Annotated in this window: 27 protein-coding genes; 10 read left to right on the top strand and 17 right to left on the bottom strand. The window is 71.2% G+C overall.

Translation table 11 applies throughout. The features are described from left to right. Nucleotides 1–22 precede the first annotated feature (22 nt). Entirely contained in the window at nucleotides 23–538 is a 516-nt protein-coding gene (locus ACWGST_RS06490; RefSeq protein ID WP_452045840.1) for a GNAT family N-acetyltransferase, read from the top strand. An 18-nt stretch (nucleotides 539–556) separates the two neighbouring features. Here the strand turns inward: ACWGST_RS06490 and ACWGST_RS06485 are convergent, their stop codons facing one another. From ACWGST_RS06485 to ACWGST_RS06470, 4 genes are all read right to left on the bottom strand, one after another. Continuing rightward, entirely contained in the window at nucleotides 557–1,819 is a 1,263-nt protein-coding gene (locus tag ACWGST_RS06485) for a Dyp-type peroxidase (protein WP_452045839.1), read from the bottom strand. Next, nucleotides 1,819–2,355 (bottom strand): copper chaperone PCu(A)C, encoded by a 537-nt coding sequence (locus ACWGST_RS06480; protein WP_452045838.1) that lies wholly within the window; start codon nucleotides 2,353–2,355, stop codon nucleotides 1,819–1,821. The genes ACWGST_RS06485 and ACWGST_RS06480 overlap by 1 nt, the downstream gene beginning before the upstream one ends. 19 nt (nucleotides 2,356–2,374) lie before the next feature. Next, the gene (locus ACWGST_RS06475) at nucleotides 2,375–3,124 is read right to left on the bottom strand and encodes a copper resistance CopC family protein (protein ID WP_452045837.1); all 750 of its coding nucleotides are present in this window, start codon (nucleotides 3,122–3,124) and stop codon (nucleotides 2,375–2,377) included. 101 nt (nucleotides 3,125–3,225) lie between these two features. Beyond that, nucleotides 3,226–3,834 carry a hypothetical protein gene (locus ACWGST_RS06470; RefSeq protein ID WP_452045836.1) on the bottom strand — a complete coding sequence of 203 codons (609 nt, stop codon included), beginning with the start codon at nucleotides 3,832–3,834 and terminating at the stop codon, nucleotides 3,226–3,228. Nucleotides 3,835–3,960: 126 nt separating this feature from the next. Here ACWGST_RS06470 and ACWGST_RS06465 point away from each other — a divergent pair, with 126 nt between their 5' ends. Further along, on the top strand, nucleotides 3,961–6,069 hold the full coding sequence (locus tag ACWGST_RS06465) for an APC family permease (RefSeq protein ID WP_452045835.1): 2,109 nt from the start codon (nucleotides 3,961–3,963) through the stop codon (nucleotides 6,067–6,069). Nucleotides 6,070–6,105: 36 nt separating this feature from the next. Beyond that, a complete protein-coding gene (locus tag ACWGST_RS06460; RefSeq protein WP_452045834.1) occupies nucleotides 6,106–6,537 on the top strand; it encodes a DUF1801 domain-containing protein in 432 nt (143 codons plus the stop codon). A gap of 141 nt (nucleotides 6,538–6,678) precedes the next feature. Here ACWGST_RS06460 and ACWGST_RS06455 read toward each other — a convergent pair whose 3' ends face one another. Next, the gene (locus ACWGST_RS06455; RefSeq protein WP_452045833.1) at nucleotides 6,679–7,854 is read right to left on the bottom strand and encodes an NAD(P)-binding domain-containing protein; all 1,176 of its coding nucleotides are present in this window, start codon (nucleotides 7,852–7,854) and stop codon (nucleotides 6,679–6,681) included. A 201-nt stretch (nucleotides 7,855–8,055) separates the two neighbouring features. On the opposite strand from ACWGST_RS06455, the gene ACWGST_RS06450 reads away from it, so the two are divergent. Continuing rightward, nucleotides 8,056–8,259: a DUF3073 domain-containing protein gene (locus tag ACWGST_RS06450; RefSeq protein WP_452045832.1), complete on the top strand. Its 204-nt coding sequence runs from the start codon at nucleotides 8,056–8,058 to the stop codon at nucleotides 8,257–8,259. Between the two features lie 108 nt (nucleotides 8,260–8,367). On the opposite strand, the gene ACWGST_RS06445 is transcribed toward ACWGST_RS06450, so the two are convergent. Both ACWGST_RS06445 and purM read right to left on the bottom strand, forming a co-directional pair. Next, complete coding sequence (locus ACWGST_RS06445; RefSeq protein ID WP_452045831.1) at nucleotides 8,368–9,129, bottom strand: LLM class flavin-dependent oxidoreductase; 762 nt, start codon at nucleotides 9,127–9,129, stop codon at nucleotides 8,368–8,370. Nucleotides 9,130–9,140: 11 nt separating this feature from the next. Then, nucleotides 9,141–10,244 (bottom strand): phosphoribosylformylglycinamidine cyclo-ligase, encoded by a 1,104-nt coding sequence (gene purM, locus ACWGST_RS06440; RefSeq protein WP_452045830.1) that lies wholly within the window; start codon nucleotides 10,242–10,244, stop codon nucleotides 9,141–9,143. A gap of 69 nt (nucleotides 10,245–10,313) precedes the next feature. On the opposite strand from purM, the gene ACWGST_RS06435 reads away from it, so the two are divergent. The 3 genes from ACWGST_RS06435 to purF all read left to right on the top strand — a co-directional run bounded on the left by ACWGST_RS06435 (nucleotide 10,314) and on the right by purF (nucleotide 12,983). Continuing rightward, complete coding sequence (locus ACWGST_RS06435) at nucleotides 10,314–10,925, top strand: zinc-binding alcohol dehydrogenase (RefSeq protein ID WP_452045829.1); 612 nt, start codon at nucleotides 10,314–10,316, stop codon at nucleotides 10,923–10,925. Nucleotides 10,926–10,948: 23 nt separating this feature from the next. Beyond that, on the top strand, nucleotides 10,949–11,380 hold the full coding sequence (locus tag ACWGST_RS06430) for a hotdog fold thioesterase (protein ID WP_452045828.1): 432 nt from the start codon (nucleotides 10,949–10,951) through the stop codon (nucleotides 11,378–11,380). Between the two features lie 145 nt (nucleotides 11,381–11,525). Further along, nucleotides 11,526–12,983, top strand: coding sequence for an amidophosphoribosyltransferase (gene purF, locus ACWGST_RS06425; protein WP_452045827.1), 1,458 nt, complete (start codon nucleotides 11,526–11,528; stop codon nucleotides 12,981–12,983). Between the two features lie 125 nt (nucleotides 12,984–13,108). Here the strand turns inward: purF and ACWGST_RS06420 are convergent, their stop codons facing one another. The 3 genes from ACWGST_RS06420 to ACWGST_RS06410 all read right to left on the bottom strand — a co-directional run bounded on the left by ACWGST_RS06420 (nucleotide 13,109) and on the right by ACWGST_RS06410 (nucleotide 14,607). Further along, a complete protein-coding gene (locus ACWGST_RS06420) occupies nucleotides 13,109–13,465 on the bottom strand; it encodes a hypothetical protein (RefSeq protein WP_452045826.1) in 357 nt (118 codons plus the stop codon). Nucleotides 13,466–13,565: 100 nt separating this feature from the next. Beyond that, nucleotides 13,566–13,949: a sterol carrier family protein gene (locus ACWGST_RS06415; protein ID WP_452045825.1), complete on the bottom strand. Its 384-nt coding sequence runs from the start codon at nucleotides 13,947–13,949 to the stop codon at nucleotides 13,566–13,568. A gap of 43 nt (nucleotides 13,950–13,992) precedes the next feature. Beyond that, the gene (locus ACWGST_RS06410) at nucleotides 13,993–14,607 is read right to left on the bottom strand and encodes a signal peptidase II (RefSeq protein WP_452045824.1); all 615 of its coding nucleotides are present in this window, start codon (nucleotides 14,605–14,607) and stop codon (nucleotides 13,993–13,995) included. A 54-nt stretch (nucleotides 14,608–14,661) separates the two neighbouring features. Here ACWGST_RS06410 and purD point away from each other — a divergent pair, with 54 nt between their 5' ends. Beyond that, nucleotides 14,662–16,005 (top strand): phosphoribosylamine--glycine ligase, encoded by a 1,344-nt coding sequence (gene purD, locus ACWGST_RS06405; RefSeq protein ID WP_452045823.1) that lies wholly within the window; start codon nucleotides 14,662–14,664, stop codon nucleotides 16,003–16,005. A gap of 95 nt (nucleotides 16,006–16,100) precedes the next feature. Next, nucleotides 16,101–17,048 (top strand): phosphoribosylaminoimidazolesuccinocarboxamide synthase, encoded by a 948-nt coding sequence (locus ACWGST_RS06400; RefSeq protein ID WP_452045822.1) that lies wholly within the window; start codon nucleotides 16,101–16,103, stop codon nucleotides 17,046–17,048. A gap of 48 nt (nucleotides 17,049–17,096) precedes the next feature. On the opposite strand, the gene ACWGST_RS06395 is transcribed toward ACWGST_RS06400, so the two are convergent. Next, entirely contained in the window at nucleotides 17,097–17,618 is a 522-nt protein-coding gene (locus ACWGST_RS06395; RefSeq protein ID WP_452045821.1) for a DUF1269 domain-containing protein, read from the bottom strand. Between the two features lie 256 nt (nucleotides 17,619–17,874). Between ACWGST_RS06395 and ACWGST_RS06390 the strand changes: the two genes are divergently transcribed. Beyond that, nucleotides 17,875–18,717, top strand: a complete 843-nt coding sequence (locus tag ACWGST_RS06390; RefSeq protein ID WP_452045856.1) for a VOC family protein — start codon at nucleotides 17,875–17,877, stop codon at nucleotides 18,715–18,717. Nucleotides 18,718–18,736: 19 nt separating this feature from the next. Here ACWGST_RS06390 and ACWGST_RS06385 read toward each other — a convergent pair whose 3' ends face one another. The 6 genes from ACWGST_RS06385 to ACWGST_RS06360 all read right to left on the bottom strand — a co-directional run bounded on the left by ACWGST_RS06385 (nucleotide 18,737) and on the right by ACWGST_RS06360 (nucleotide 25,195). Continuing rightward, complete coding sequence (locus tag ACWGST_RS06385) at nucleotides 18,737–19,387, bottom strand: TetR/AcrR family transcriptional regulator (protein WP_452045820.1); 651 nt, start codon at nucleotides 19,385–19,387, stop codon at nucleotides 18,737–18,739. A 217-nt stretch (nucleotides 19,388–19,604) separates the two neighbouring features. Continuing rightward, a complete protein-coding gene (locus ACWGST_RS06380; RefSeq protein ID WP_452045819.1) occupies nucleotides 19,605–20,282 on the bottom strand; it encodes an N-acetylmannosamine-6-phosphate 2-epimerase in 678 nt (225 codons plus the stop codon). Beyond that, nucleotides 20,279–21,277 (bottom strand): ROK family protein, encoded by a 999-nt coding sequence (locus tag ACWGST_RS06375; RefSeq protein WP_452045818.1) that lies wholly within the window; start codon nucleotides 21,275–21,277, stop codon nucleotides 20,279–20,281. Before ACWGST_RS06375 ends, ACWGST_RS06380 begins: the two co-directional genes overlap by 4 nt. Beyond that, entirely contained in the window at nucleotides 21,277–22,200 is a 924-nt protein-coding gene (locus ACWGST_RS06370; RefSeq protein ID WP_452045817.1) for a dihydrodipicolinate synthase family protein, read from the bottom strand. The genes ACWGST_RS06375 and ACWGST_RS06370 overlap by 1 nt, the downstream gene beginning before the upstream one ends. A gap of 71 nt (nucleotides 22,201–22,271) precedes the next feature. After that, a complete protein-coding gene (locus ACWGST_RS06365; RefSeq protein ID WP_452045816.1) occupies nucleotides 22,272–23,072 on the bottom strand; it encodes an ABC transporter ATP-binding protein in 801 nt (266 codons plus the stop codon). Then, entirely contained in the window at nucleotides 23,069–25,195 is a 2,127-nt protein-coding gene (locus ACWGST_RS06360; RefSeq protein ID WP_452045815.1) for a dipeptide/oligopeptide/nickel ABC transporter permease/ATP-binding protein, read from the bottom strand. The genes ACWGST_RS06365 and ACWGST_RS06360 overlap by 4 nt, the downstream gene beginning before the upstream one ends. Nucleotide 25,196: the final 1 nt, after the last annotated feature.

Raw genomic sequence — 25,196 nt, 5'->3', positions numbered from 1 at the left:
TGGGCGGTGGTGTGATGACCGCATGCCCTCGATCGAGCTTCGCCCCTGGTCCGATGACGACCTCGCACTCCTGCACCGCGCGAACACGCACGAGCTCATGGACCAGCTCGGCGGCCCCGAGAACGACGAGCAGGTGCTCGCCCGGCACGGGCGTTACCTCCGCATGCTGCGCGAGGGCACGGGCCATCAGTTCCGCATCGTGATCCCCGGCCACGCCGAGGGCGTCGGCATCATCGGCTACTGGCAGCACGACTGGCACGGCGAGCCCGCGCTCGAGGCCGGCTGGTCGGTCGAGGCCGAGTACCGCGGCCAGGGCATCGCCCCGGCCGCGGTGATGGCGATGCTCGACGCGGCCCGAGCCGCCGGCGAGGTGCTGCCGGTGCACGCCTACCCGCGCGTCGACAACCCGCCGTCGAACGCCGTCTGCCGCAAGGCGGGGTTCCGCCTGCTCGGCGAGGAGTCGTTCGAGGTGAAGCCCGGTCTCGTGCTGCAGACGAACGACTGGGTCGTCGACCTCGCGCCGCCTCCCCGCGCGTAGCCGTGTGAGCGAGCGCGCTCAGACGAGGGTGTCGCCGATGTAGCCGCCCTCGGTGCAGCCCGGCGGCACGGCGAACACCGCCGAGCCCACGGGCGTCGTCCACTCGTTGAGCAGGTCGAGCTCGTCGAGTCGCCGCTGGATCGGCACGAACTGCCGGTCGACGTCGGCCTGGAACGAGGCGAACAGCAGCCCGGCATCCGAGACGGAAGCCCCGGCGGGCGCCTCGTCGTAGTTGTACCCGCGCCGGTAGATGCGCTCCCCCGGCTCATCGCTCCGCGACCGACGCAGATGCGAGAAGTCGGGGATCACCGGGAAGCCCACCGGCCCGAGCGCGTCGAAGTCGGGCTCGTCGTGCTCGCGCTCGCCCGTGAGCGGGGCACCCGAGCCGAGCCGTCGCCCGACGGATGCCTCGCGCCCGGGCCGATCGACCCGGTCCCACCCGTCGAGGTCCATCGCGATGCGCCGCAGCACCATCGAGGTGCCGCCGGCCATCCACGCGGGCTCGCCGCCCGACCAGACGAGCTCGTCGAAGTCCGCCGTACCCGGCTTCGGGTTGACGGTGCCGTCGAGCTGGCCGAAGAGGTTCCGCATCGTGCGACCTTCGGGCTCGGAGCCCGCCGCACGGCGGAACCCGCGCTGCGTCCAGCGCACGGCGGCGAAGCTGCGTGCATCCTTCAGCAGCATGCGCGCCGCGTGCGAGACCGTCACCGCATCGTCGGCTGCGATCTGCAGCAGCAGGTCGCCGTCGTTCCAGCGCGGCTCGAGGCGGTCGATGCCGAACGGCGGCAACGGGCGGAGCCAGCTCGGCGCCTCGGCATCGGCGCGGGCGACGAGCCCGGGCCCGAAGCCGAACGTGACGGTGAGCCGGGCGGGCACCTCGGCGAGCTCGGGTTCGGAGTCTGCGAGGGGCGCGCGCCCCTGCGTCACGCGAGCGGCGTCGTCGCTCAGCACCCGCAGCATGCGGCGCAGTGCCGCCGCATCGACTTCGGGCAGCAGATCGAGCGCGACGAAGAGCGCGTGCGACTGCGGCGGCGTCTCGATACCCGCCTGGTGCACGCCGTGGAAGGGCACGATCGCCTCGCCGACGGCCGTGGCCGAGAGGGCGCCACCGATGGCGGCACCGGCCCCATCGATCGCGCCCCCCGCGCCTGCGGCACCCGCTCCCGCCCGAATCGCGGCGGAGGCGCCGAGCGCGACCGCGGCACCGGCTCCGGCCGCGGCGGCACCCCCGAACAGGAGATGCCGCCGCGAGAACCCGGAGCCGCCGGGTTCGCCGGTCATCAGTGCGCCTCGTGGCCGTCGTCGTACGCTTCGTTCGCGCCCTGGTAGTCCTTCACGGGCGCGACCACGTCGAGCGTCGAGCCGTCGGAGAACGCGAGCGTGACGGTGACCTCGTCACCGGCGCGCAACGGCCCGGTCAGGCCCATGAGCATGACGTGGTTCGCCCCGGGCTCGAGCACGAGGTGCCCGCCCGCGGCGATCTCGAAGCCGCCGTCCTTCTCGCGCATCGTCATCGCGCCGTCGGACTCGACGGTCTCGTGCAGCTCGGCCATCTCGGCGGCGCCGGTCTCGGCGCCGGACAACGTGATCGTGGCGCTGCCGCCGTTGTCGAGCGTGCCGAAGAGGGCGGTCATGCCGTCGTCGCCGGCCTTGACCCACGCATCGGTGACGGTGACGGATGTCGCGGCCTCGGCCTCGACCGACGCGGCAGGGGTCTCGGCGGGTGGTGCGCCGGCGCACCCGGCGAGGGCGAGCACGGCCGCGAGGGCGGCGCCGATCGCGGCGCCGAGGGCAGGGGTCATCGCAGTGGAACGCATGTGTGCTGCTCCCCCGGGCTCAGGCGTCGTCGCCGGAGGTACCGGTGCCGGTGCCGGTGCCGGTCGGGCCGTCACCCTTGCCCGAACCGTCGCCCGAACCCGCGCCGGGGCCGGCGCTCTTGCGCTTCGCGTTCAGGATGACGGCGACGATGAGCGCCAGGATCCCGAGCCCGCCGACGACGAACCCGGCGACGGCCCAGCCGTCGGGGCCGCTCTGGGCGGTGGCATCGGCGTCTTCGTGGTCACCCTCGGCGTGGTCGCCCTCGGCGTGGTCGCCGTCATCGTGCGCCTCGTCGGTCGCCGCGTCGTCGTGGGCCGGCTCCTCGGTCCAGACACCCGTGGCGTCGGCGCCGACGCCGAAGTCGATCGTGCCCTCGATGGGGTGCCCGTCGCTCGAGACGGCGCGCCAGCGCACCTGGTACTCGCCCTCGAGATCGGTCGGCAGCGCCGCAGTGACGTGCGCGCCCGCGATCACGGGGTCGCCGACCTCGACGTCGCCGCCGTGGTGATCGACGACGACGATCGCCGTGCCGACCTCGATGATGTCGTTCGAGAAGTCGAGCGAGACCTCGGCGGGTGCGGTCTCGAAGACCTGGCCGGGTTCGGGGCTCGAGGCCAGCAGCTCGTCGTGCGCGAGGGCGGGTGATGCGCCCGCCAGGGTGATGCCGGCGGCGACGGTGAGCGCGGCGGCGGCGAGCACCATGCCGCGCAGGCGCGTGGTGCGCTCCCGCATGTCGAGGGTGGTCGCGGTGGTGGTCGGGGTGTTCATTGCGATGGGAGTCTCTCTCCTCGGGTCCGGGCCGGGCGGTGCTCACGGTTGGCGCGGCCGCAGGGCATCCGGAATTCTCTGGGTTCCGCCGATCGGCGGAATTACGCGGAGGCGAGAAGGAGCGGCGGGCCCCGGGAACCGAGGGTGGTGAAGCGGAATCGTGATCGGAGCCGCGGCACGCGGGTCGAGGAGACGCGGCGGACGACGGAGGAGAGCGGTGCGAGCTGCGGCACCGGCGAAGTGAGCCGCAGCACGAAGCGACGAGCGGTCGCCGTGAGGGTTCGCCACGCCGCCTGCTCGACCGCGAGCAGGTAGAAGATGGTCGCGACCGCGGCGAGCGCGTGGCCGAGGAGCATGGCGGTGTCGGCATGCCCGTGGCCGACCGGGGCCACGCCACCGCCGTCGACGAACGCCACGGCCTGGTGGTGCCCATCACCGCTCATGACGAACGATCCGCTCGAGGCGCCCGCGCCGACCCCGAACAGCACGTGGAACGCCCCCTGGCTCACGATCACCGCGAGCGCCGTGCGCAGCGGAGTCGCGCGGCGGCCGACGAAGGCGACGGATGCCGCGAGTGCGACCATGCCCGCGAGCACGAGTCCGACCCCGCCGGGCGCTTCGCCGGCGGCGACGCCGTGCGAGAACGCCGCCAGGAACAGGGCGACGAGCGCGGTCGCCGAGCCTCGCGCGAGCTGCGTCGCACGGTTCACAAGCGCCCCCGGAAAGTCGAGTGATCGAAGAGTCGCCACAACTCTACAAGGCGCATCTGACGGTTCTCCGAGGCACACCTGACGGTGCACTTGACACCGGCCGCCGCGGGTGTAGTCTCAAGCGCCGTGACGGATGAGGCGGACACACCGCCGGCCGAGCTGAAATCGCCGAAACACTGGATCATCGGCGATCCACTGCCGACCGAGAAACTCGAGGGGCAGCTCCTCCCGAAGCGTTTCGCGTTGCCGATCTTCGCGAGCGACCCGCTCTCGTCGGTCGCCTACGCGCCGCAAGAGCTGCTGATGATCCTCACGATCGGCGGCCTCGCCTTCTTGAGTTTCGCACCGTGGGTCGCGCTCGCGGTCGTCGTGCTGCTCGTGACGGTCGTCGCGAGCTACCGGCAGCTGATCCGCGCCTACCCCTCGGGCGGCGGCGACTACGAGGTCGCCCACCGCAACCTGGGCGAGAAGGCCGGTCTCGTCGTCGCGTCGGCCCTGCTCGTCGACTACGTCATGACCGTCGTCGTGTCGGTGGCCTCGGGCGTCGACAACATCATCTCGGCGATCCCCGAGCTGAACCCGTTCCGGGTCGAGCTCGCGATCGTCTTCGTCATCATCCTCGCGGCGATCAACCTGCGCGGCGTCTCGGAGTCGTCGAAGGCGTTCGCCGTGCCGACCTACCTCTTCATCGGCAGCGTCTTCGTGATGGTCGCGATCGGTCTCACGCGCACCCTCATGGGCGACCCTCCGGTCGCCGAGTCGGCCGCGTTCGGCGTCCAGGCGGAGTCACTCACGCAAGCGGGCATCATCCTGCTGCTGTTGCGTTCCTTCGCGAGCGGATGCTCCGCCCTGACGGGCGTCGAAGCCATCTCGAACGGCGTGCCCGCGTTCCGCCTGCCCAAGGTGAAGAACGCCCAGATGACGCTCGTGCTCATGGGCGGCATCGCGATCGTGCTCTTCGCGGGCCTCACGGCGCTCGCGCTCATCTCGCAGGTGCACTACGCCGAAGACCCGTGCGACCTGATCGGCTGGACGCAGTGCGCGACCGAGCCGCAACCGAGCCTCATCGCGCAGGTCGCCGCGGCGACGTTCGGCGACGCCACGGTGTTCTTCTACGTGATCCAGGCGGCGACCGCCCTCGTGCTGCTGCTCGCGGCGAACACCGCGTTCAACGGCTTCCCGCTGCTCGGCTCGGTGCTCGCCCGCGACGGCTACGCGCCGAAGTCGCTCTCGACCCGCGGCGACCGCCTGATCTACTCGAACGGCGTCGTGATCCTCGCGCTCGCGGCATCCCTCATTCTGTTGATCTTCCAGGCGAACCTGACGGTGCTGATCCAGCTGTACATCATCGGCGTCTTCGTCTCGTTCACGCTCGGCCAGACGGGTATGGTGCGGCACTGGCTGCGCGAGCTCTCGCGGCTGCGGCATCCGGCGAAGGGTGCGCCGAAGCGCGCGCGCGACGCCGACCCGCGCGACACTGCCGCACCGCTCACCCGCGGCGCGATTCTGCGTGCGCTCGTGATCAACGCGATCGGCGCCGCGATGACCGCGGTCGTGCTCATCGTGGTCACCGTCACGAAGTTCACGCACGGCGCGTGGATCGTGTTCCTGCTGATGCCCATCCTGTTCTTCCTGATGATGGGCGTGAACCGCTACTACCGCGATGTCGAGAAAGAGATCGAGGTCGACCCGACCACGACCTTCGGCGCCAGCGGAGACCACGCGATCGTGCTCGTCGGCCGCATGCAGAAGCCCACGCTCAAGGCCCTCGACTACGCGATCGCCGCGCGACACGACTCGCTCGAGGCGGTCCACGTCTCGCTCGACGAAGAGCAGACGCGGCAGCTGAAGAAGCAGTGGGTCAAGCAGAACATCCACGTGAAGCTGCGCATCCTGAGCTCACCGTACCGCGATCTCAGCTACCCGCTCATCACCTACATCAAGTCGCGGCGCGAACAACACGGTTCCGAGGTCGTCACCGTCTACATGCCGCAGTACATCGTGGGGCACTGGTGGGAGAGCATCCTGCACAACCACAAGGCCCGGCGCATCCGCCAGAAGCTGCTGCTCGTGCACGGCGTCACGGTCGCGCTCGTGCCGTGGCTGCTCGACTCCTCCGACCTGCTCTACGGGCGCCGCTCGCGCCCGCTGCCGGGTCAGGATCGCCGCGGAGAGCCCGTGCGCCCGGTGCCGCGCCGGCCGCTCGCCGAGTCCGAGCCGAAGCAGCGGCGCTAGGCTGCGTCGGTCGGTCGCCGGCCGTAGGCTGCCGACATGGCCACTGACTACACGGATGCCTCGGTGCCCGAGTTCGTCGATCGTGTCGCCCACCCCGTGCGACGACGCGACGCCGAGACCCTGATCGAACTCTTCTCGCGAGTCACGGGCGAGCCGCCGCGCATGTGGGGCCCGTCGATCATCGGCTTCGGCGAGTACCGCTACGAATACGAGAGCGGCCGCAAGGGCAGTGCCGGAGCCGCGGGCTTCTCGCCCCGCAAGGCCGCGACGACGATCTACTTCCCCGAGGGCGTCGACGCGCACGCGGACGCGCTCGCGAAGCTCGGCCCGCACACCACGGGCGTCGGATGCCTCTACCTCAAGAACCTCGACGACGTCGACCTCGACGTGCTCGAGTCGATGGTGCGCGACTCGTACCGCACGGTCACCGCCGGCACCTTCGGCCGACGCGCCCGCGACGTCTCGTGACCACGACCCGCGAACGGGCGGTTGATGCCGCCTCAGCCGCCCCGAACGCGGCATCGACTGCCCGTTCGCGCGAAATGGGACAGGCGCGGGGAGCGGGCGCATGGCAGGCGCACTCACGGGCGCAGCGGCGGGCGGGAACGCCTAGAGCATCGCCATGATCTGGCGGGCGATCATGCGGCCGGCCCGGCTCGCACCGATCGTCGACGCCTGCGGCCCGTAGCCCGCCAGGAAGATGCGCGGGTCGCTCCATGCCGCGCCCTGACCGACGGTGATGCCGCCCGCCTTCTCGCGCAGCTTCAACGGAGCGAGGTGGCGCAGGTCGGGGCGGAACCCCGTGGCCCAGATGATGACGTCGGCCCGGGCCATGCCCGAGTCCTCGCCCTCCCAGACGACCCGGTCGGCCTCGATGCGGTCGAACATCGGCCGTGCGACGAGCAGCCCGCGCTCGATACCCGCGGCCATGCGACGGCTCTTCGGCACACCGGTGCCGCTGACGATCGAGGGCAGTGCCCGGCCCGAGCGCGCGGCCTCGTCTTGCATGGCGACGGCGGCGGATGCCCCTTCGAGGTCGAGTTCCTGCCGGTCGAGCCAGTCGATCGGGCGCCGAGACACCCAGGTGAGCCCGGCGGCGACGTCTTCGAGTTCGAGCATGAAGCCGATGGCCGAGGTGCCGCCGCCGACCACGACGACATGCTTGTCGCGGAAGTCTTCGGCGTCGGTGAAGTCGGAGGTGTGCACGTGGCGCCCGGCGAAGTCGGTCATGCCGGGGTAGTAGGGCACGAAGGGCGAACCCCACGTGCCCGTGGCGTTCACGAGGAACTGGGTGCTGATCTCGTGCTGCGGCGCCGTCGGCGTGGCGGGCTCTTCGAACGTCTTGCGCCGACGCCCGAAGAGTCCGCGCGCCGCCTTCGCCTCTTCGAGCGGCTGGGGCGTGAGGTCTTCGTACCGCACGAGCAGGTCGACCCCGGCGTTCACGACCTGCCGCACGTTCATGGGCCGCCGCACCCGCAGGTCGAAGTGCTGCTCGAAGCGGTCGTAGTAGTCGGCGACGACCTCTTTCGCGGGCAGGTTGCGGTCGGCGGTGTCGAAGCTCAGCCCGAGCTCCGACATGCCAGGCAGGTCGTTGACGCGGTGGGCGGTGCCGAGCCTGAGCGACGACCAACGGTGCTGCCACGCCCCGCCCGGCCCGGGTGCGCGATCGAGCATGACGAAGTCGTCGTCGGCGACGAGCTCGAACCGGCGCAAGTAGAAGGCGACCGACAGACCGGCTTGCCCGGCGCCGATCACCACGACCTTCACGCGTTCGGGGCTCGTCATCACCTGACAATCTCAGCACGGGTTGCTGTGTGCTCGCAGCACGCGAGCCGAAAGCCCACCATACGACCTCGGGCATGCCTTCCGGCGACGCCGAACCGTGTCGACGTCGGTGCTAAACTGGCGGTTGGACGAATTCATTTATCAGATGAGCGCCGGGTGACGATCGAATCCACCCGGCCAGATGTCGTAAGGGGGTCACGCATGGGGCGCGGCCGTCAGAAAGCCAAGCACACCAAGGTCGCTCGGGAGCTGAAGTACTTCAGCCCGAACACCGACTACAACGCGCTTGAGCGCGAGCTCACGAGCTCGCCGCATGACGAGTACAGCGAAGAGGCGTCGAAGTGGGCGGAATATGCCGCCGAAGACGACGACACCTACGTCGCCGGAGACGAACAGCGCGCCTGAGCGCGTTCGCCTCCCGACTCGCTCCGACCTCGCTCCACCGACAGGCCCGTCCTTCCGGTGAGCGGTCGGCCACGCGGCATCCACTGAACTCTCGTTCGGCTGTCGGCGCTATCGCATGCCCGCGAGCCACGCCGCGGCCTCGTCGACGAAGCGCTCGAGTTCGGCGAGCGAGCCGTTCGGCGTGATCGCGCGCAGCACGATCTCGTCGGCGGCACCGTCGTAGGCGGCGAGATCGTCGGCGTCGGCGATCGTCGCGTCGATGGCGCGCTGGCCGAGCCGCGCGAAGTTCGCCGCGTAGGCGGGCACCCGCGCGTACGCCTCGGCTTCGGCTTCGAGCACGGCGCGGGCGTCGGGTTCGACGATCGTGCGCACATACAGGATGCCGCGTGGCGCGCGCTCACCGGCGGCCTCGCGCATCTCGTGCATGGCCGGCACCGCCGCCTGCGGGGTCAGCCAGTTGAACAGCAGCCCGTCGGCCCGCTCGGCGCCGAGTCGGCGCATGCGCGGGCCGAGCGCACCGACGACGAGTTCGGCGTCGCTCGCGTCGCGCAGGGCGGCGAGGCCGTCGGCGACGAGGGCGAGCGGATGCCGCGAACGACCCGAGCCGACCCCGAGCGTGAGTCGTGCTGCGGGAAGGCCTGAGAGGTCGAGGGTGTCGACCGGCCGCCGATCGAGCGGGATCACCCCGGTCGCGAGGCGCAGCGACGAGGTCGCGTCCGCCGCGACGCGGACACCGGCGAGCGAGTCGCCGCCGGGCACGTCGTTGAGCCACAGCGCTCGGAACCCGAGTCGCTCGATGCGCGGCGCGAGCGCCGCGACGATCGACGCATCGGTCGTGCCGATGAGCCCGATCGAGACCGGTGTGCGCACGGGGCGGCCGATCAGCTCGCGTAGGAGCCGACGAGTCGAACCGCGCCGCCGTCGACGCCCTTGGCGCCCTGCTCGAAGCCCGCGAGGTCGCGAGCGCCGATCGTGACGACACCCGCCTGCCACGCGGGGAGGCCGAGGCGCTCCAGCTCCGCGATGACGGGAGCCGCGGCATCCGCTCGCACGACGGCGAAGAAGCCGATGCCGAGGTTCCAGGTGCCCTCGGTCGACTCGAGCGTCGTGCCGGCCAGGTCGTTCAGCACGCGGAAGACGAGGGCGGGCGACCACGTCGACCGGTCGAGCTCGACCCACGAGCCGAGCGGCAGCACACGGGCGAGGTTCGCGGCGATGCCGCCGCCCGTGACGTGCGAGAGCGAGTGCACGGCGTCGCCGTGCGGGCCGGCGAGCAGTTCGACGAGCTGGCCGGTGTAGAGGCGCGTGGGCTCGAGGAGGGCCTCGCCCCAGGTGGTGCCGAGTTCGGCCGAGGAATCGGTGTACCCGATGCCGGCGCTCGTGAGGATGTGCCTGACGAGCGAGAAGCCGTTGGAGTGCAGGCCGCTCGAGGCGATCGCGATGACGACGTCGCCGGCCTCGACCTTCTCGGCACCGAGCAGGCGGTCGGCCTCGACGATGCCGGTTGCGGCGCCCGCGACGTCGTAGTCGCCCTCGCCCATGAGCCCCGGGTGCTCGGCGGTCTCGCCGCCGACGAGGGCGGTGCCGGTCTCGGCGCAGGCCCGGGCGATGCCCGTGACGATCGAGGCGATGCGTTCGGGCACGACCTTGCCGCACGCGATGTAGTCGGTCATGAAGAGCGGCTTCGCGCCGACCACGACGATGTCGTCGACGACCATGCCCACGAGGTCTTGACCGATCGTGTCGTGCTTGTCGAGCGCCTGGGCGATGGCGATCTTCGTGCCGACGCCGTCGGTCGAGGTCGCGAGCAGCGGGCGGGAGTAGTCCTTCGCGAACGAGAGGTCGAAGAGCCCCGCGAATCCGCCGACCCCGCCGAGCACGTTCGGCCCGTGCGTGGCGGAGACCGACGCCTTCATCAGCTCGACGGCGAGATCACCCGCGTGCGTGTCGACTCCGGCAGCGGCATAGGACGAGTTCGAGGTCACCCGACAAGCGTACCCGCGCCCCGCGAGCCGAACCGTGCCGATGCGCCGTGCGAGAGCTAAAATGCTGCCATGCAGCCGGGGGGCACACCGTCGTGGGTGATCCGTGAGAATGCGAGTCGCCCGGTGCTCCTCGCCCTCTATCTGCGCGAAGTGCTCGGCATCGCCTCCCCCGTCGAGTTGCCGCGCCTGCGCGATGTCGGTGCCGTCGGCGAGCGCCTCCAGATCGACCAGCACGACCGACTCGAACGCCAATGGCGCGCCTGGTGGGCGATGACCGTCGAGCCCGAGGCGCATCCGTCGGACGTGCCGCTCGAACTCGTCGACGCCTTCGAGACCGAGGTGGCGCTGCCGGTCTCGGGCGCCGAGGTGCTCGCCGCCGCGATCGTGCCGCACGCCGAGGCCGCTCGAGCGTGGTCGGAGTGGGCGCACGCCGGGTACCGCAACGCCTCGGCCGCCCGCCGCGGCGACTCGTATCGCGCCTACGCCGGCACGATCGCCGAGCACGAGCGCGAGGTCGGGCGGCGAGCGCATTCGTTCGAGCTGAACGTCGAGGTGGCGCCGCTCGCGGAGTCGGGCGTGTGGTGGATCGGCGCCATGACCGTCGCCGTCACCGACACCCTGCGGGCGGATGCCGCGGCATTCGACGACGCCATGCACCCGATCATCGCCGAGCTCGCGTAGCCGCGCATGCCAGACTCGACGGCATGAGCATCTGGTTCGGCGAACCCTCCCTCGAGTGGGCGAACTCCCGTGACGACACGATGATCCGAGCCATCGGCATCGAGATCACCGAAGCGACCGACGACTCCCTCAAGGGGCGCATGCCGGTCGACCACCGCACTCGCCAGCCCGGCGGGGTGCTGCACGGCGGGGCATCCGTCGCCCTCGCCGAAACGCTCGCGAGCTGGGGCGCGACCCTCACCGTCGACCCTGAGAAGTTCTACTGCGTCGGCATGGAGATCAACGCGAACCACGTGCGGCCGGTCGCCGAGGGCTGGGTGTACGGCGAGGCGACGCCGCTCACGCGCGGCCGCACGACGCAGGTCTGGGACATCAGGATCACGGATGCCTCGGGCAGGCTCGTCTGCGTCTCGCGGTGCACGATGGCCGTGCTCGCGAAGCCCTCGGAGTACTGATTCCGCCCTTCGACGGGCTCGGAGACCGGGTGGGGGTGCTCAGCTGAGCAGCAGCCTCCGTCCTGACGGCTCACACGCGCGCGTATGCGAGGATTGAGGGGTCCTGCTCGGACACTTCCCCCACCTTCGAGGAGCCATTGCTCGCATGTGCGGCATCGTCGGAATCGTCTCCACTGAACCGGCCAACCAGCAGATCTACGACAGCCTGCTGCTGCTGCAGCACCGCGGTCAGGACTCGACGGGCATCGCGACTGCCGACGGTCCCGTCTTCCACATGGCGAAGGCGCGCGGGCAGGTGCGCGAGGCCTTCCGCACGCGCGACATGCGCTCGCTCATCGGCAACATGGGCCTCGGCCACGTGCGGTACACCACGAAGGGCGCCGCAGAGCGCGAAGAGGAGGCGCAGCCGTTCTACGTGAACGCGCCGTACGGCATCATCCTCGTGCACAACGGCAACCTCACGAACACGCGCGAGCTCTCGGAAGACCTGTTCCGCATCGACCGGCGCCACGTGAACTCGACGAGCGACACCGAGATGCTGCTGAACGTGCTCGCGACCGAGCTGCAGGGCCAGATCACGGGTCTCGACCTCGACCCCGACCAGGTCTTCACCGCCGTCGAGCAGGTGCACGAACGCGTCGAGGGCTCGTACGCCGTCATCGCGCTCATCGCCGGCTACGGCCTCCTCGCATTCCGCGACCCGTTCGGCATCCGCCCGCTCATCCTCGGCAGGCGCACCGCCGGCAACGGCCGTGACGAGTGGATCGTGGCCTCCGAGTCGCTCGTGCTCGAGTCGGGCGGCTACGAGATCGTGCGCGACGTGCGCCCCGGCGAGGCGATCTTCATCGGCCTCGACGGCCGGATGATCTCGCGCCAGTGCGCGAAGAACGCGGTGCTCGTGCCGTGCTCGTTCGAGTACGTCTACCTCGCCCGCCCCGACTCGATCATGAACGGCATCTCGGTCTACGAGGCGCGCCTTCGCATGGGCGACCGGCTCGCCACGACGATCGAGACCCACATGGACAAGGGCGACATCGACGTCGTCATGCCCATCCCCGACTCCTCGCGCCCCGCCGCGATGCAGGTCGCGCAGAAGCTCGGCATCGAGTACCGCGAGGGCTTCTACAAGAACCGCTACGTCGGCCGCACGTTCATCATGCCCGGCCAGGCCGAGCGCAAGCGTTCGGTGCGCCAGAAGCTCAACGCCATGGGCACCGAGTTCAAGGGCAAGAACATCCTCATCGTCGACGACTCGATCGTGCGCGGCACGACCTCGAAGGAGATCGTCGAGATGGCCCGTGCCGCGGGCGCCAACCAGGTCACGTTCACCTCGGCCGCGCCGCCCGTGCGGTTCCCCCACGTGTACGGCATCAACATGCCCTCGCGGCAGGAGCTCATCGCCTACGGCCGCAAGATCCCCGAGATCGCGACCGAGCTGAGCGCCGACCACATGATCTATCAAGAGGTCGCCGACCTGCAGGCCGCGATCACCGAGGGCACGTCGATCGAGCAGCTCGACCTCTCGTGCTTCACGGGCGAGTACGTCACCGGCACCGTCACCGAGGAGTACCTCGGCTGGGTGGAGCGCACGCAGCTCAGCTGAGCCGCGCGCTCGATTCCTCCCCCACTTCTCCTCCCCACTTCCTCCGCCGAACGGGCATTCGATGCCGCCTCGGAGCGACAGACCCGGCATCGACTGCCCGTTCGCGGAGAATAGGGGGGCGCGAGCTACTCGTCGATGGGGTGGATCGTCTCGTGCTCGGCGGTCACGGCCGTGGCGCGGCGGGCCGAGGTGCGGTCGATCGCGAGCGCGACGAGCGCCCCGAGCGCGACGCCGACCGCCGCGCACGCGAGCAGCAGGAACCCGAACACCTGCCCCTTGTCGAACTCGTCGTTGGCCGGGAACACCGCCGTGAGGATGAGCGCCACGACGGCGCCGACGAGGGCGCCGAGCGTGATGAAGCGCGAGTACCGCGGAGCCCGCCGCACCGTCACGGTGTCGCGCTCGACGTCGGTCTCGAGCGGCACGGGCGCGGCCGCTTCGGCACGGTCGTCGGGTTCGGGGGCGTTCACGGAGTCGGTCACCCTTCCATTCTCCCGCACCTTCGCGGCGACGGCGACGGCGAGGCGGCAGCGGCCTCACCGAGCGAGCGACAGCGACGTCAGCGAACGACCGGCAGCGACGTCACCGAACGACCGGCAGCACCTCGCCGAGGTCGGCGCGCTGACCCGAGGCGTGCACCCGCCCGGCGGCGCGCGCGTCGGCCCACGAGAGCGTGCCGGTCGCCAGGGCGAGCCACGTCGTGACATCCGTCTCGACGACGTTCGGCGGGGTACCGCGCGTGTGCTTCGGGCCTTCGATGCACTGCACCGCGCCGAACGGCGGCACGCGCACCTCGACGGTGCCGCCGGGCGCCTGCTCCGCGAGCAGCTGCAGCGAGTAGCGCACCGCGAGCGCGAGGGTCGAACGGTCGACGGATGTCGCAGCATCCGCCCCATCGGCCGTCACCGTCTGCACGACGGACACCGCGGCCCGGCCGATCTCGTCGCCGATCCTCACACGTGCCATACCTGTGATTCTGCCACCGACGGAGCAGCGCCGTCAGGCGAGCTCAGGCGTCGTCGTGCACGCGGTCGGCGTCGTCGGCCACGCGCCCGCCCCTGGGCGCGATGCCCATGAAGGTCAGCACGAGGATCATCACGGCGCCGGCGAAGATCGCGATGTCGGCGACGTTGCCGATGAACCAGTCGCCGTAGCCGATGAAGTCGACGACGTGGCCGCGGCCGAACCCGGGTTCGCGGAAGAGGCGGTCGCCGAGGTGCGTGACGGCCCCGCCGAGGATGAGGCCGAGCGCGATCGTCCAGCCGACCGAGCCGACCCGCCAGGCGAACCACACGACGGCGATCGCACCGACGCCGGCGAGGATCGCGAAGATCCACGTGTACTCGGTGCCGATCGAGAACGCGGCGCCCGGGTTGTAGACGAGCACGAAGCGGATGAGGTCGCCGATCACGGGGATCGTGCTGCCGTCGCTCAGCTCGGCCTCGGCCCACCACTTGCTGGCCTGGTCGGCCAGCACCACGAGGGCGGCGATGCCGAGCACCCACCAGAACAGGCGGTGGCCGGATGCCGCGGACGCAGGCCGGTCGACGGTCGACGTCTCGTCGTGCGCCTCGTCGTGCCCGTCGTCGTTCGCGCCGTCTGCGCCGCTCATGTCTGAACTCACCCGGCCATTCTCGCAGCACCGTCTCGCGGCACGGCGCTGCGGTAGCCTGAACCGGTGAGAATCCTGGTCCTCGGCTCGGGCGCGCGCGAGCACGCCATCATCCTCGCGCTCCTCGACGAGGAGGCCGGCCACGAGATCATCGCCGCTCCGGGCAACGCGGGCATCGCGGCATCCCACACCTCGTCGGCCCGCGGCAGTGTGACGACCATCGCGCTCGACCCGACCGACCCGACGATCGTCACCGAGTACGTGCTCGACAACGACATCGAGTTCGTCGTCATCGGCCCCGAGGCGCCGCTCGTCGCCGGCGTCGCCGACGCCCTGCGCACGCGCGGCGTCGCCGTGTTCGGGCCGGGCAAGGCGGCCGCGGCGCTCGAGGGGTCGAAGACCTTCGCGAAGCGCATCATGCAAGACGCCGGCGTGCCGACGGGCCGGGCGAACCTCGCCGACACCCTGGGCGACGTCGAGGCGACGCTCGACGAGTTCGGCGCCCCCTACGTCGTGAAGGCCGACGGCCTCGCCGCGGGCAAGGGCGTCCTCGTCACCGAAGACCGTGCAGCTGCGATCGCCCACGCCGCCCACTACCTGCAGCAGGGCCCCGTGCTCATCGAGGAGTTCCTCGACGGGCAGGAGGTCTCGCTATTCCTGCTCTCCGACGGCTCCAACGTGCTGCCGCTCTCGCCCGCGCAGGACTACAAGCGGCTGCGCGACGGCGACGCCGGGCCGAACACGGGCGGCATGGGTGCATACTCGCCGCTGCCGTGGCTCGCCGACGCCTCCGACGGGCGCGGCGGCCGATTCGGCAGCGAGCAGGCCTTCGTCGACGAGGTCATCGAGACGATCGCGCTGCCCACCGTGCGCAAGCTCGCCGAAGAGCAGACGCCGTTCATCGGGCTGCTCTACGCGGGGCTCATCCTGACGAGCCGCGGCATCCGCGTGATCGAGTTCAACGCGCGCTTCGGCGACCCCGAGACGCAGGTCGTGCTGCCGCGCCTCGAGACCCCGCTCTCGGGCCTGCTGCTGGCCGCGTCGACGGGCGGGCTCGGTTCCCTGCCGCGACCGGTCTTCCGAGCGGATGCCGCGGTGACGGTCGTGCTCGCGAGCGAAGGCTACCCTGAGGCGCCGCAGACTGGGCGCCCGATCGAGGGCATCGAGGCCGCGGCATCCGTGCCCGGAGTGCACCTCGCCCATGCCGCGACCGCGATCGGCGCCGCGAGCGAGACCGGCACGGCGACCGACGAGCTGCCGCTCATCGCGACGGGTGGCCGCGTGCTCAACGTCGTCGCGGTCGGAGACGGCTTCGCCGAGGCCCGCCGCCGCGCCTACGAGGCGCTCGGGCACCTGCGGCTCGAGGGCGGCCAGTACCGCACCGACATCGCGGCTCGCGTCGCCGAATAGGGCAGGAAGAATCGCGCGGCACGCCGGCAGACTCGGCCCGCCGCGCCGCACTTCGCACAGTTCTTCCTGCATTCACCCCCTCGTACACTGGAGGGGTGAGCGAAACGCAGGAGTACCCCGACTGGACCCACGTCTACTCGGGCAAGGTGCGCGACCTGTACGTGCCGTCGAAGCTGCTCGTCGACGACGACTCCTGGACCGGCGACCCGCTGAGCCTCTCACCGGTCGTGCTCGTCGTCGCGAGCGACCGGGTGAGCGCCTTCGACCAGGTGCTCTCCCCCGCGATCCCCGGCAAGGGCGCGATGCTCACGAGCCTCACGCACTGGTGGTTCGATCAGTTGCCCGAGGTGCCGAACCACCTGGCCCACCCGCTCGACGATCGCCTCGAGGCGCTCGAGCTGCCCGAGGTGCCGGCCGAGCTCGCCGACCGCGGCACGCTCTGCCGCACGCTCGACATGTTCCCGATCGAGTGCGTCGTTCGCGGCTTCATCACGGGCGGGGGCTGGAGGGAGTACCAGCAGACGGGCGCCATCGGCGGCATCCCGCTGCCCGAGGGCCTCTCGAACGGCGACCGCCTGCCCGAGCCGATCTACACGCCCGCGTGGAAGGCGCCGCTCGGCGAGCACGACGTCAACGTCTCGTACGAGCGCACGGTCGAGCTCGTCGGCGAGGTCGCCGCCGAGCAGCTGCGTTCGCTGTCGCTCGAGATCTTCGCCCGAGCCTCGACGATCGCCGAGGCCCGCGGCCTCGTGCTCGCCGACACGAAGTTCGAGTTCGGCGCCGACCGGGCGACCGGCATCGTGACGCTCGCCGACGAGGTGCTCACGAGCGATTCGAGCCGGTATTGGGATGCCGCGGCGTACTCGAGCGCCGCGACGCCCGAGCTGCGCATGGCGAGCTTCGACAAGCAGATCGTGCGCGACTGGCTCGCCGCGAACTGGGATCAGGAGGTGTCGGAGGAGCCGCCGACGCTCCCCCACGAGATCGTCGAGCAGACCGCCGCGCGGTATCGGGAGCTGCTCGAGCGGCTGACCGGCGCCTGAGCGACGGTTCCGGATGCCGCGACAGCTCGCGCCGCGGCATCCGCTCGTCTACGAGCCGATCGCCTTCGCGATCTTGTCGCCGCCCTCGCTGATCGCCTTCTCGAGCGCCTCGAAGTCCTCTCGATCGATCGCCTTGTCGACCTTCTTGGAGTACTTCGTCAGCACTGCGTCGATGCGGTCGAGGTACGTGTCGTCGATGACGGCCACGATGGCCGACGACCCCTTCGGCAGGTACTCCTCGAGCTCGAGGCCCACCTTCTTCTCGTCGTGCTTCTTCGCGATGGCGCCCGAGATGGCGCCGACTCCCGCCCCGATGGCCGTCGCGGCGAGCAGCGGGGGTGCGAAGAGCCCGACGACGAGTCCGGCGGCACCGCCGATCCACGTGCCGGCCGCGACCTGGCCCGTGCCGTGCTCGTCGACGGCGACCCGGCCGTCGTCACCGCGGCGCATCACGACCGAGGAGACGACCTCGAGATCGGATGACGCCTCCGCGTCTTTGAGCGAGCGGTACTGGTCGGTGGCGGTGGCACCGTCGTCGTAGGTCGCCACGTACAGCACCAGGTTGTCCATGCCCATGTCTTCGTCCCCTCCGGAGGGCTCCCCGTCGGTCCCCGGGAGCCGGTGCTTCCATCGTAGGGATCGCGAGTCCCGAGCGGCAGGCCCAATTCCGGCGGCTGCCGGGGCGGCTGCCGGGGCGGGTGCCGGTCGAACGAGCGAGGGCCCGCACGACTCCGGAATACGCAGCGCGATCCCCGGGTTATCATTAGTTGTGATTACAACCAATGGTGCGCCGGAAGGCGCGGGACTGCTCGCCGCAGACACCGGCATGGGCGCCGTGACGCTGCGCGTCGGCGACCTCGACGCCATGATCCGCTACTACCGCGACGCGGTGACCCTCGAGCTGTTGAGCCACGACGGCCCGGTCGCCGTGCTCGGCCGCGGCACCACGCCGATCGTGATCCTGCAGCACGCCCCCGAGCTCAAGCACGCGAGCCCGCGCGACGCCGGCCTGTTCCACACCGCGATCCTCTTCGATACCCGCGAGGCACTCGCGACCGCGATCTTCTCGATCGCCACGAGGCATCCCGGCACCTTCACCGGCAGCGCCGACCACCTCGTGAGCGAGGCCTTCTACTTCACCGACCCCGAGGGCAACGGCATCGAGCTCTACTTCGACCGCGACCGCTCGAAGTGGAGCTGGGTGCACGGCACGATCGAGATGGCGACGCTCTACCTCGACCCCAACGCGTACCTGCGCGAACACCTCACCGAGGGCGGGGCGGATGCCGCGGCCTCGGGTCTCGGCCTGGGCGACGCCGTCGTCGGCCATGTGCACCTCTCGGTCGGCGACGTCGCGAGCGCCCGCGAGTTCTACGTCGACCGGCTCGGCTTCGAGACCACGGCCGAGATGGGCGACCAGGCGCTCTTCGTCTCGGCGGGCGGCTACCACCACCACATGGCGATGAACACCTGGAACAGCCGTGGCGCCGGCCGTCGCAGCCTCGCCCTCGGTCTCGGCAAGGTCGAGATCGTCGTGCCGAGCGCCGACGACCTCGGCGAGCTGGGCGAGCGCATGGGGCACTACGGCGTCGCGACGCGCGACGACGGGCGCACCCTCGCATTCGACGACCCGTGGGCGAACCTCGTCGAGGTGCACGCCGCCGGCTGATCCGCGGCGAGGACCGCGCTCAGTGCGCTGACGCCCCCGGCAGCTTCGCGTGCGTCATGTCGTGGAACTCGTCGAACGTCTGCCCCTCGCCGGGCAGCGGCGTGAGGTCGGGTCGGGCGCGCAATCCGTCGAGCATGATCGCGAGCTGGCGGCGCCAGTACGGCAGATAGGCGTCGCCGTACTGGCTGAGCGAGCCGAGCATGTCGACCATCACGCCGAGGTCGACCGCCGTGACATCCCGCCGCAGCGAGCCCTCGGACTGCGCGCGCGCGATCACCGCGTCCATCATCGGCGCGAACTGGGCGGCCGGCCGATGGCTCGGGTCGAGTTCGGCGATGCGACGCGCCACGGCGGCCAGGTGCGGCGAGGTCGCGAACCAGCCGCCGAGCAGTTCGAGCCAGAGCTCGATCGCCCGCCACCCCGTCTCGGCACCGAGCATCTGCGGCGCGAAGTCTTCGAGGTCGGCGACGGCGTCGTCGTAGAGCTCGCGCACGAGGGCGTCGCGGTTCGGAAAATGGCGGTACACGGTGCCGGCGCCGACTCCGGCACGTGCCGCGAGCTCGTCGAGCGGTGCGTCGATGCCGCGTTCGCCGAAGAGCTGCTTCGCCTCGGCGAGCAGGCGTTCGTGGTTGCGCCTCGCGTCACGTCGAGGCGAGAGAGAAGAGCTCACGGTTTCACTGTACGCGGGTCGCTTTCGCGGAACACGGCCTGATCGCGTATGATTCGGAGGGTCGCCTCCGTTTGCCCGAACAAGCGTGGCGATGAACCCTCTGGGGGGAGGGATCGCGGCGCGGCGGGCAACGAGTCGGTTCGACCGGCAAGGGGTGTGCCCGCCGTGTCGGCCCGGCTGCGCGAGCCGACCCGCCGACGGGAGACGCGACACGGCATCAACGCGCGACCGCGTTCGCGAACCATCCCGTGATCGTCGCGGGGTGCGTGATCGCGGTGCCGACGACCACGGCGAAGGCCCCGGCGTCGATGCACGCCGACGCCTGGGCGGGCGTGTGCACCCGCCCCTCGGCGATCACCGGCACCTCGAGCCGCTCGGCGAGTTCGGCCAGCACCTCGAGGTCGGGACCGTCGGTCTTCGGGCGTTCGCCCGTGTAACCGCACAACGTGGTTCCGACCAGGTCGGCGCCCGCCTCCGCCGCCGCGAGCCCGTCGTCGACCGACCCGACGTCGGCCATCACGAGCACGCCCGTCTCGGCGCGGAGTCGCTGCACCGTCTCGGCGAGGCTCAGCCCGTCGGGCCGCGCACGACGAGTGCCGTCGAGCGCGACGATCTCGGCGCCCGCCCGCGCCACCTCGAGCGCGTGCTCGAACGTCGGCGTGATGAAGACGCCGCCGTCGCCGTCCTTCCAGAGGCCGATCTGCGGCAGGGCGACGCGTTCGTGGATGAGCCGCACATCGGCGATGCCCTGCGCCCGAATGGCGACGGCGCCGCCGCGCGCGGCGGACTCGGCGATCTGCGCCATCGTCTCGGGGTGCCGCATGGGTTCGCCGGGATAGGCCTGACACGAAACGATGAGCCCGCCGCGCAGCCTGCTGAGGTCGAGGTCGGTCATGCTCGTTCCCCCGGAGTGATGGTGGTGGTGGTGGTGGTGGTGACGGCGGGTGTCGCAGCGGGGCCGGACGCAGGGCCGGACGCGGGGGCGACGAGCGCCGCGGCGCCCACGATCGCGGCATCGGCCCCGAGGGCGGCCTCGACGATCGGGGTGTCGGCGAGCAGCGGCATCCGCTCGTCGTCGACCGCGGCGCGCAAGGCGCGCCACCAACCCGGCCCCGCCGAGGCGAGCCCGCCGCCGACGATCACGACGTCGGGGTCGAGCGCGTTCACGAGGCCGCCGATCGTGCGGCCGAGCGCACGGCCGGCGAGGGCGACGGATGCCTCGGCGTGCACGTCGCCCGCTTCGGCCCGCCGCACGACCTCGCGCCCGTCGACGACCGTGGCGTCGCCGCTCAGCTCGCGGTAGACGGCGCACATCGCGGGGCCGGAGGCGACCGCTTCGAGGTGGCCGGCGCCGCCGCACGTGCACGGCCGGCCGACGGCCTCGACCGACGGCACGTGCCCGAAGTGCCCCGAGACGCCGCGGCGCCCCGTGTGCACGACGCCGTCGACGACGAGCGCGCCGCCGACCCCGGTGCCGGCCGCGATCATCAGCACGGTGGATGCGCCCGCGCCCGCGCCGTACCGCGCCTCGCCGAGCGCATGGGCGTGCACGTCGTTGACGACGACGACCGGCATGCCGAGATCGGCGGCGAGCACGTCGCGCACGCGGGTGCCGGCCCAGCCGGGCAGCGCATCGGTCGCCGAGCTCACCACGCCGCTCGCCGCATCGATGACGCCGGCCGAGCCCACGCCGCATCCTCTCACCGGGATGTCGGCACCGGTGCGGGCCGTGAGCTCGCCCACGAGACGCACGACGGTCTCGAGCACGGCGCCCGGCCCGTGGGCCGCGGGCGTCGGCGCCGAAGCGCGATCGAGCACGACCCCACCCGCGCCGACGATCCCCGCGGCGATCTTGGTGCCGCCGAGGTCGACGCCGACGACGGCGCTCATCAGGCCGAGAGCTCCGCGCGGTCGACGATCGCGGTGATGCGGGCGACGGTGTCGCCCTCGAGCGAGGGCACCGGCTGCGACATGCGGTTCGACGAGAGCACGCCGAGGTGGGCCAGTGCGGTCTTGAACGCGCCCAGGCCGGCCGCCTCGCCGCTCACGCCGCTCGCCTGGAAGACGATCTCGAAGAGCTCGGCGACCTCGTCCTGCAGCACGCGCACACGCGCCCAGTCGGCGGCGCCCGCCGCGTCGAAGAGCGCCACGTAGCGCTCGGGGTCGACGTTGCCGAGCCCGGGCACGACACCGTCGGCGCCGGCGAGCAGCGCGCCGTCGACGACGACCTCGTGGCCCGTGAAGAGCACGAGCGGGCTGCCCGCGGCGCGGTTGGCCATGACGAGACGGCGGAACGCCACGTCGTCGCCGCTCGAGTCCTTGACCCCGGCGATCACGCCCTCGCCGCCCAGCCGCACGAGCATCGCGTGGTCGAGCTTGGAGTGCACGCGCACCGGCACGTCGTAGGCGAAGACCGGCAGCTCGGTCGCGGCGGCGATGAGGCGGAAGTGCGCCTCGACCTCGGCGGCGCTCGGGCGGGCGTAGTACGGCGCGGTCGCGACGACCGCGTCGACGCCGGCCGCCTCGGCGAGCCGCACCTGGCCGATGACGCGCGCGGGCGTCATCTCGTTGACGCCCGCGAGCACCGGCACGCGGCCGGCAGCGATGCGAACGGATGCCTCGAGCACGCGAGTGCGCTCGTCATCGGAGAGGAACGCGACCTCGCCGGAGGAGCCGAGCACGAACAGGCCGTGCACGCCTGCGGCGATGAGGCGCTCGACGAGGCGCTCGAACGCCGCCTCGTCGAAGGCGCCCGATGCGTCGAACGGGGTGAGGACGGGCGGGATGACGCCGCGGAAGGCGGTGGTGGTCACGGTGGAGCTCCTGGTGGTTCGTGGTTCGTGGTTCGTGGTGGTCGGCGCCGGCCGGTCGTGGTCGGCGCCCGTCAGGGCTGGTGGTTCAGCAGGCTCGGCGCGGCGCCGAGCAGGGTTCTCGTGTACTCGTCGGAGGGATCGTCGAAGACCTGTTGCGCGGTGCCGAACTCGACCACGCGGCCCTTGTTCATGACGGCGATCTCGTCGGAGAGGTAGCGCACGGTCTGGATGTCGTGCGAGATGAACACCATGCCGAGACCCAGGTCGTTCTTCAGGTCGGTGAGCAGGTTCAGGATCTGCGCGCGCACCGACACGTCGAGTGCCGAGGTCGGCTCGTCGGCGATGATCACCTGCGGGTCGAGCACGAGCGCCCGGGCGATCGCGACACGCTGGCGCTGCCCGCCCGAGAGCTGGCCGGGCAGCGCGTCGAGCGTCGAGGCCGGCAGGCCGACCAAGCCGATCAGGTCGCGCACCTTCGCGTCGCGCTGCGCGCGGGTGCCGATGCGGTGCACCTGCATCGGGTCGAGCAGCGCGTCGCGGATGGTCATGCGGGCGTTCAGCGCCGTGGCCGGGTCTTGGAACACGACCGAGAGGATGCGCCCGAGTCGGCGGCGCACCGAGGCCGAGAACGACCGCACCTCCTCGCCCGCGAACACCACGTGCCCGGAGGTCGGGCGCTCGAGGCCGACGAGCACCTTGGCCGAGGTCGACTTGCCCGATCCGGACTCGCCGACGATGCCGAGCGTCTGCCCGCGGCGCACCGTGAGCGAGACGCCGTCGAGCGCGTCGACGTACCGACGGTTCTTGAAGGTCGAGTTGCGAGCCTTGTAGCGGACGTGCACGTCTCGCAGCTCGATGACGGGTTCGTTCATTTCGCTGCCCCGATCGGTTCGACGGGCGCGTCGTCTGGATGCCCGGCGTAGTAGTGGTCGGTGCCCGCGATGCGGCGGCGCACCGTGGCGACCCCGCGGTTGCGAACCGGGTCGGACGATCGCGGCGCGAACCGGTCGCCGACCGGGAAGTCGCGTGGCGACGGCACGACACCGGGCACCTGGTGGAGGCGATCCGAGCCGGACTCGATCGAGAGCACCGCGCCGAGCAGGCCCCTGGTGTACTCGTGCACCGGCTGCGTCAGCAGTTCGGTCGTCGTGCCCTGCTCGACCACCTGGCCGGCGTACATCACCGTGATGCGATGGGCCAGCTCGGCGACGAGCGCGAGGTCGTGCGACACGAAGAGCATCGCGAAGCCGAGCTCGTCGCGAAGGCGGTTGAGCAGGTCGATCACCTGGGCCTGCACCGTCACGTCGAGGGCCGTCGTCGGCTCGTCGGCGATCACGAGTCGCGGGTCGCGGGTCAGCGCCATGGCGATGAGCACGCGCTGACGCTGGCCGCCCGAGAGTTCGTGCGGGTACGAGGCGAGGGTGCGCTTCGGGTCGAGGCCGACGAGCTCGAGCAGCTCTTCGGCGGTGCGGGTGCCGCCGCGCGAGGTGAGCTGCTTCATCTGCGAGCGGATGAGCATGGCGGGGTTCAGCGAACTCAGCGCGTCCTGGTAGATCATCGCGATGTCGTTGCCGCGCAGCGCATTGCGTTCGGCGGGCGGCATCGTCAGCAGATCCCTGCCGTCGAACATGATGCGCCCGCTGATCTTCGCGCGCGAGTCGAGCAGGCCCATGATCGCGAGCGAGGTGATCGACTTGCCGCACCCCGACTCGCCGACGAGCGCCATGGTCTCGCCCGGGCGCACCGTGAAGTTCACGTGGTCGACGACGTCGACGACGCCGTGCCGCGGGAACGAGATGCAGAGGTCTTGCACGTCGAGCAGGGGCGGCGCGTCGGTCGAGTACACGAGGCGGTCGTGCCGCTCGAGCTCGCGCTCCCTGAGCTGGGCGAGGCGGGTGTCGAGCGAGACCGGCTTCGTCGTGACGGGCAGCGCCGGCGTCTCGTCGACCGGCCCCGCGGCCACTCCGACGGCCGCCCCGGATCCGGCGAGGGCCGGCTCGTCGACGGCCGAGGCCTCGATCGTCTCGAGCTCGTCGATGCCGGCGGCGACCTCGTCGGGGCTCGCGCCCTCGCGCAGCGGCGCCTGTTCGGCCTCGAGGTCGTGCGTCGCCTCTTCGGTCGAGGCGGCGTCGACCGTCAGCTTGCGCGCCCGCGGCGAGATCATCGCGTCGGTCATGCCCTCTGAGAGCACGTTCAGGCTGAGCACCGTCAGCAGGATCAGCAGGCCGGGGAAGAACGTGGCCCACCAGTAGCCGCTCATCACGAGGTTGCGGCCGTCGGCGATCACGTTGCCCCACGACGGCTCGGGTGCGGGCACGCCGGCCTGCAGGAACGAGAGCGACGCCTCGAGCACGATCGCGTCGGCCACGAGCACCGTGGCGAACACGAGCACCGGAGCGAGGCTGTTGCGCACGACGTGCTTGGTGATGATGCGCGGCGTGGAGGCGCCCATGACCCGTACGGCGGAGACGTAGTCCTCGCCGTACTGATCGAGCACGTTGGCGCGCACGACGCGGGTCAGCTGCGGGGTGTAGAGGAAGGCGATCGTGATCACGAGCACGGGCAGCGACTGGCCGAACACCGTGACGAAGACCGCGGCGAGCGCGATGCCGGGGAACGACATGACGACGTCCATCACGCGCATCACGATCTCGGCGAGCCACTTGGGCGCCGTTGCGGCGATCGTGCCGAAGACCGCGGCCGCCACGAGGGCCACGAGGGTGGCCCCCAGGCCGATGACGAGCGAGTAGCGGGCGCCGTACATGAGCCGGGAGAGGATGTCGCGGCCCTGTCGGTCGGTGCCGAACCAGTGGTCGAGGCTCGGCGGCTGCACGGGGGTTCCCGACGCGAGCGGATCGTACGGCGCGATGAGCGGCGCGAAGATCGCGGCCAGCGCGATGAGCACGAGGAAGCCGAGCGCGATCTTCGCGCTGAGCGACAGTCCGCCGAGGCGCAGGCCGGGCTTCGAGAGCTTCTCTGTCAGTTTGCGTCGCATG

The organism is Agromyces sp. NPDC055520, assembly GCF_053619715.1.
This window is presented reverse-complemented; position numbering and strand designations above follow the sequence as displayed.